This window comes from Pseudomonas cichorii, from assembly GCF_003700275.1.
Taxonomy (GTDB): Bacteria; Pseudomonadota; Gammaproteobacteria; order Pseudomonadales; family Pseudomonadaceae; genus Aquipseudomonas; species Aquipseudomonas cichorii_B.
Genome location: NZ_RBRE01000092.1, coordinates 1 through 7,093, shown reverse-complemented (window position 1 = coordinate 7,093; position 7,093 = coordinate 1). Strand labels below are relative to the sequence as shown.

Genomic DNA, 7,093 nt, shown 5'->3' with positions numbered 1-7,093 from the left:
CATCACTGCTGTTCAGGCCAACCAGCCTGACGACATCGACCTTGTTCACAGTCGGGTCGTAAGCCGAGACGGTATCCTGGCCCGAGCCCTTGCCGAACAGGTAAGTGTCGTCACCGTATCCGCCGTCGAGACGGTCATTACCTGCACCGCCATCAAGGATGTCATTGCCCGCGCCACCGTTGAGGGTGTCATTACCCGAACCGCCTTGCAGCAGATCGTTGCCCTCCTCGCCATTGAGGGTATCGGCTCCGGTGCCGCCCGACAGGCTGTCATTACCACCACCGCCATAGACCGTATCGTCGCCAGCACCGGCATCGATCAGGTCATCGGTGGCATAGCCAGTAATCGACTGGTCTGCATCACTGCCCTGCAGGACCTGAGCCTTGATCGCATCCTGATCCCAGACGCTGCCGTCGGCGAACTGGATCTGGTTGATCTGGTAACCGTAGGTCGCATCGTAAATAAAATGGCTACTCACTCGCAGGCTGTCCGTGGTGCCGATCACCTTGATCAACAGGTCACTACTTTCCCGAGAGATGATCACATCACTGCTGTTCAGACCGACCAGTTTGACGGTATCGACCCTGTTCACAGTCGGGTCGTAAGCCGAGACGGTATCCTGGCCCGAGCCCTTGCCGAACAGGTACGTGTCGTCACCGTATCCACCGTCGAGACGGTCATTACCTGCACCGCCATCGAGCACATCGGCGCCGCCATTACCGTAGAGCGTATCGTTACCGGCGCCACCGGTAATAGTTTCACTTCCTTCCGTACCGGAGACAGTCAAGGCACTGACCGCTACAGGTGTGAACAGATTGGCGCTGATATCGTCCTTGCTCCAAACCACTCCATCGGCAAACTGCACCTGATCGATACCATAGCCATAGATGGCACTGCTGTAGAAATGTGAACCGACCCGCAGGGTTTCTCCACTGTCCTTGATCTGGATGATCAGGTCATCGGACTCGCGACGCATCAGTACATCGGCAGCATTCAGCCCTTCCAGACGGATTACATCCAGCTTGTTGGCCGTGGTGTCGTTATAGGAATAGTTGCTGATGGTGTCCTGACCCGAGCCTTTGCGGAACACGTAGGTATCGGAACCATAACCGCCGTCCAGCGAATCATTGCCGCTGCCGCCGTCCAGGATGTCGTTGCCGTAGCCACCACTGAGCGTGTCATTGCCTGCACCGCCCAGCAGTGTGTCATTGCCATCTTCACCGTTGAGGGTGTCACGCCCATCACCACCGTCGAGGATGTCATCGCCGACACGACCATTTAGAGTGTCGTTGCCAGCCAGGCCGAACAGACTGTCGGCCGACTCGTAACCTGTAACGGTTTCATCAACGTCAGAACCGGTCAGCAGAGCCGCACGAATCTGCTCGTTGCTCAGCACCGAGCCATCGGCAAACTGCACCTGGTCAATCGCATAGCCATACAGAACGCTGGAGCTGAAGTGCGCGCTGACCCGCAGGGTTTCACCGCTGTCCTTGATCTGGATGATCAGGTCATCGGACTCGCGGCGCATCAGTACATCGGCAGCGTTCAGCCCTTCCAGACGGATTACATCCAGCTTGTTGGCCGTGGTGTCGTTGTAGGCATAGTTGCTGATGGTGTCCTGGCCCGAGCCTTTGCGGAACACGTAGGTATCGGAACCATAACCGCCGTCCAGCAAATCATTGCCGCTGCCGCCGTCCAGAATATCGTTGCCATAGCCACCGCTCAGCGTGTCGTTACCGGCACCACCCAACAGTGTGTCGTTACCATCCTCACCATTGAGGATGTCTTTGCCATCGCCACCGTCGAGGACGTCATCGCCGGCACGACCATTCAGGGTGTCGTTGCCAGCCAGGCCGAACAGACTGTCGGCCGTCTCATAACCTGTAACGGTTTCATCACTGTCAGCTCCGCTCAGCAAGGCCGCACGGATCTGCTCGTTGCTCAACACCGAGCCATCGGCAAACTGCACCTGGTCAATGGCATAGCCATAGAGAACGCTGGTGCTGAAATGCGCGCTGACCCGCAGAGTTTCACCGCTGTCCTTGATCTGGATGATCAGGTCATCGGACTCACGGCGCATCAGCACATCGGCAGCGTTCAGGCCTTCCAGACGAATCACATCCAGCTTGTTGACCGTGGTGTCGTTGTAGGCATAGTTGCTGATGGTGTCCTGGCCCGAGCCTTTGCGGAACACGTAGGTATCGGAACCATAACCGCCGTCCAGCAAATCATTGCCGCTGCCGCCGTCCAGAATGTCGTTGCCATAGCCACCGCTCAGCGTGTCGTTACCGGCACCACCCAACAGTGTGTCATTGCCATCTTCACCATTGAGGATGTCTTTGCCATCGCCACCGTCGAGGACGTCATCGCCGGCACGACCATTCAGAGTGTCGTTGCCAGCCAGGCCGAACAGACTGTCGGCTGTCTCATAACCTGTAATGCTTTCATCACTGTCAGTGCCACTCAGCAGTGCCGCACGGATCTGCTCATTGCTCAACACCGAGCCATCGGCAAATTGCACCTGATCGATGCCATAGCCATAAAGCGGAGTGGTATTGAAGTGCGAGCTGACCCGCAGGGTTTCGCCGCTGTCCCTGATCTGGATGATCAGATCATCGGACTCACGGCGCATGACCACATCGGCAGCATTCAGGCCTTCCAGACGGATCACGTCCTGCTTGTTGGCCGTGGTGTCGTTGTAGGCATAGTTGCTGATGGTGTCCTGACCCGAGCCTTTGCGGAACACGTAGGTATCGGAACCGTAGCCGCCGTCCAGAGAATCATTACCGCTGCCGCCGTCCAGGATGTCGTTGCCATAGCCACCGCTCAGCGTGTCATTACCGGCACCGCCCAACAGTGTGTCATTGCCATCTTCACCGTTCAGGGTGTCGCGACCATCGCCACCGTCCAGGATGTCATCACCCTGGCGACCATAGAGCAGGTCGTTGCCCGACAGGCCGAACAGTCTGTCTGCCGATTCGTAACCCATAACGGTTTCATCAACTTCAGTGCCGGTCAGCAGAGCCGCACGGATCTGCTCATTACTCAGCACTGTGCCATCGGCAAACTGCACCTGGTCAATGGCATAACCATAAAGGACGCTGGTGCTGAAATGCGAACTGACCCGCAGAGTTTCAGCGCTGTCCTTGATCTGAATGATCAGGTCATCGGACTCACGGCGCATCACTACATCAGCAGCGTTCAAGCCTTCCAGACGAATCACGTCCAGCTTGTTGGCCGTGGTGTCGTTGTAGGCATAGTTACTGATGGTGTCCTGGCCAGAGCCCTTACGGAACACATAGGTGTCGGAGCCGAAGCCACCATCCAGCGAATCGTTACCGATTCCGCCATCCAGAGTGTCATTGCCATAGCCACCGGTGAGCGTATCGTTGCCCGCGCCACCCAGCAGCGTGTCGTTACCATCCTCACCGTTCAGGGTGTCGCGCCCCTCGCCGCCTTCAAGTATGTCGTTGCCCGCACGACCACTGAGGGTGTCGTTGCCTTCGGCACCGATCAAACGATCATCGCTGGCATAGCCGGTGATGCTGTCGTCGATCTCTGTGCCAATCAACAAGGCCGCCGTGATCTGTGCCTGATCCCAGACAACGCCATCGGCAAATTGCAACTGATTGATTGCATAGCCATAGCTTTGGTCAGCCGTGAAGTGCGAACTTACCCGCAAGGTTTCACCGGTCTGACGGATCTGAATCACCAGATCGTCGGACTCGCGACGAATGCTGACATCCTCCGTGGTCAGCCCTTCCAGACGCACGACATCGAGTTTGTCGACTGTGGTGTCGTTATAAACGCCGTTGGAGATCGTGTCGCGACCATAGCCCTTGCCGAAGACATAAGTGTCAGAGCCTTTGCCGCCGTCCAGTGTGTCGTTACCGGCACCACCATCAAGCAGGTCGTTGCCCGCGCCACCGCTGAGCGCATCGTTACCGGCGCCACCCAACAGCGTGTCATTGCCGTCCTCGCCGTAAAGCGTGTCCTTGCCATCACCGCCATCGAGCAGGTCATCGCCGGCACGGCCGCTCAGGGTGTCATTGCCCGCCTGACCGATGAGGTTGTCATCGCTTGCATAGCCAGTGACGCTGTCATCGCCCTCAGTACCAATCAGCAAGGCAGCCGTAATTTTTGTCTCGTCCCAGACAGTGCCATCGGCGAACTGCAACTGGTTGATCGCATAGCCATAGCTTTGATCAGTATTGAAATGTGCACTGACCCGCAGGGTTTCGCCGGTCTGACGAATCTGGATCAGCAGGTCATCAGATTCGCGACGAATGCTGACATCACCGGTATTCAGCCCTTCCAGACGAACGACATCCAGTTTGTCTACGGTAGTGTCGTTGTAGGCATAGTTGGAAATGGTGTCCTGTCCCGACCCCTTGCGGAAGATGTAGGTATCCGAGCCTTTTCCGCCGTCAAGCGAATCGTTGCCCGCACCGCCGTCCAGAGTATCGTTGCCGTTACCACCACTCAGGCTGTCGTTGCCGATACCGCCCAGCAGGGTGTCATTACCTTCTTCGCCGTACAGGGTATCGCGACCGTCACCACCGCTGAGCAGGTCGTCGCCGGCACGACCATTGAGTACGTCGTCGCCTTCCAGACCAATCAATTCATCAGCCGTCGCATAGCCAGTAATGCTGTCGCTGCCCTCGGTGCCGATCAAGAGCGCCGAAGTGATTTTGGCCTGATCCCAGACAGTGCCATCGGCAAACTGCAACTGGTCGATCGCATAGCCATAGGTTGAATCGCTGTAGAAGTGCGAACCGACCCGCAGGGTTTCGCCGGTCTGACGGATCTGGATCACCAGGTCGTCGGACTCGCGGCGGATACTCACGTCATCGGCGTTCAAGCCTTCCAGACGAACTACATCGAGCTTGTTTGGCGTAGTGTCATTGTAGAAATAGTTGGAAACAGTGTCCTGTCCCGAACCTTTGCGGAAGACGTAGGTATCCGAGCCTTTTCCGCCGTCAAGCGAGTCGTTGCCCGTACCACCGTCGAGAATATCGTTGCCTTCGCCGCCATTCAGGGTGTCATTACCTGCGCCCCCCAGAAGGGTATCGTCGCCGGCTTCGCCGTTGAGGCTGTCTCTGCCATCACCGCCATCGAGCACATCATTGCCATTGCGGCCATAGAGGGTGTCATTGCCCGCCAGCCCTGCCAATGTATCGGCAGTGTCATAACCCGTAATGGTGTCGTTGCCTGTCGTGCCGTCAAGCAGGCTTGTGATGATCTGTGCACGATCCCATACACTGCCATCGGCGAACTGCAGTTGATCGATGGCATAACTCCAGCCGCTGGATTCAGCAGAGAAATGCGAACGAATGCGCAGGGTCTCGCCGCTCTGGCGAATCTGTACAACAAGATCATCCGACTCGCGACGCAAGCTGACATCTGCGCTGTTCAGGCCATCGAGACGTACAACGTCGAGTTTATTGACCGTTGTGTCGTAGTAACTGGTGTTATCAATCGCATCGGAACCAAGCCCTGTGCCAAAGACATAGGTGTCCGATCCCTTGCCACCTTCCAGCGTGTCATTACCAACACCGCCATCGAGCAGATCGTTGCCGTTGCCACCACTCAGGCTGTCGTTGCCTGCACCACCGAGCAACGTGTCGTCACCTTCTTCGCCATATAGCGTGTCGCGACCTTCTCCGCCCACAAGCGTGTCATTGCCCAGCCCACCGTACAGCGTGTCATTGCCCGCCAGACCGTTGAGGGTATCGTCAGCGTCGTAGCCGGTGAGCGTGTCGTTGAACTCGCTGCCATTCAGCAGCGACGCCTTGATCTGATCCACGCCCCAGACCGTGCCGTCAGCAAACTGCAGTTGATCGATGGCGTAGTTGTAGTAAGTACTGGCAGGAGAGAAGTGTGAGGAGACACGCAGGGTATCGCCTGTTTCCTTGATCTGGATAACCAGATCACTGGACTCACGACGCAGGCTGACATCAGCCAGGTTAAGTCCTTCCAGACGAATCGCATCCTGCTTGCCAACCGTGGTTTCGTTGTAGACACCGTTGGAAATGGTGTCCTGTCCCGAGCCTTTGCGGAAAACATAGGTATCGGAGCCATAACCACCATCAAGGCTGTCGTTGCCAGTACCGCCATCCAGCAAGTCACTACCTGCACCACCACTGAGCGAGTCATTACCCGCGCCACCCAGCAACGTATCGTTGCCGTCTTCTCCATTCAGGGTATCCGCACCGTTTCCGCCGTCGAGCAGGTCATCGCCTGCACGGCCATTGAGCGTGTCATTTCCATCCAGCCCGGAGAGACTGTCTGCCGTGGCATAACCGGTCAGTGTGTCAGCACTTTCGGAAGCTTGAAGTACTGCAGTCTTGATCTGCACGCCGTCCCAAGTGGAACCGTCGGCAAACTGCAGTTGGTCAATGGCATAAGCCGAGGTGCCGTCCTGGCTGAAATGTGAGCGTACGGTCAGAGTGTCGCCTGTGGCTTTGATCTGAATGACAAGATCGTCACTGGAGCGCGAGAACTTCAGATCAGCCGGGGTCAGACCATCCAGTTGAATGACATCGACTATGTCAGCAGCCGTTTCGGTGTAGGAACCATTATTGATGATGTCCTGACCGTAGCCCTTGGCAAACCGATACGTGTCAGAACCACGGCCACCATCAAGCGTATCGTTACCCGAGCCGCCATCAAGAATATCGTCGCCGTCGTCACCGTACAGATAGTCCGCGCCCGCACCACCGCTCAGGGTGTCCTGGCCAACCCCACCATATAAGGTGTCGTTACCACCGTCGCCATTCAGAACATCGTCACCGGCAAGGCCGCTGAGGGTGTCGCTACCCAGGCCACCACTGACACGATCATCAGATGCGTAGCCCGTAAGAACGTCACTGCCATCGGTACTGCTAAAGGCAGCAATGATCTTGACTTGCTCGATACTCCACTGAGTCCCGTCGGCGAAGCGGATCTGTTCTATGGCGTATGGCGTATCACCGTCATTCTGGAAGTAGCTGGAAACCGTCACTTTGTCAGGGGCGTTTTTCAGCGACAGAATCAGGTCATTGCCTGACCGAGTGACAACAATATCGCTCGGAAGAATGTCGGCGGCGAACTC

Annotated in this window: 1 protein-coding gene; it reads right to left on the bottom strand. The window is 56.9% G+C overall.

The window, feature by feature from the left end; all coding sequences use genetic code 11:
* Positions 1-7,093, bottom strand: a 7,093-nt coding sequence (locus ALQ04_RS24840; RefSeq protein WP_310886517.1) for a calcium-binding protein, incomplete at both ends; no start/stop codon positions are given.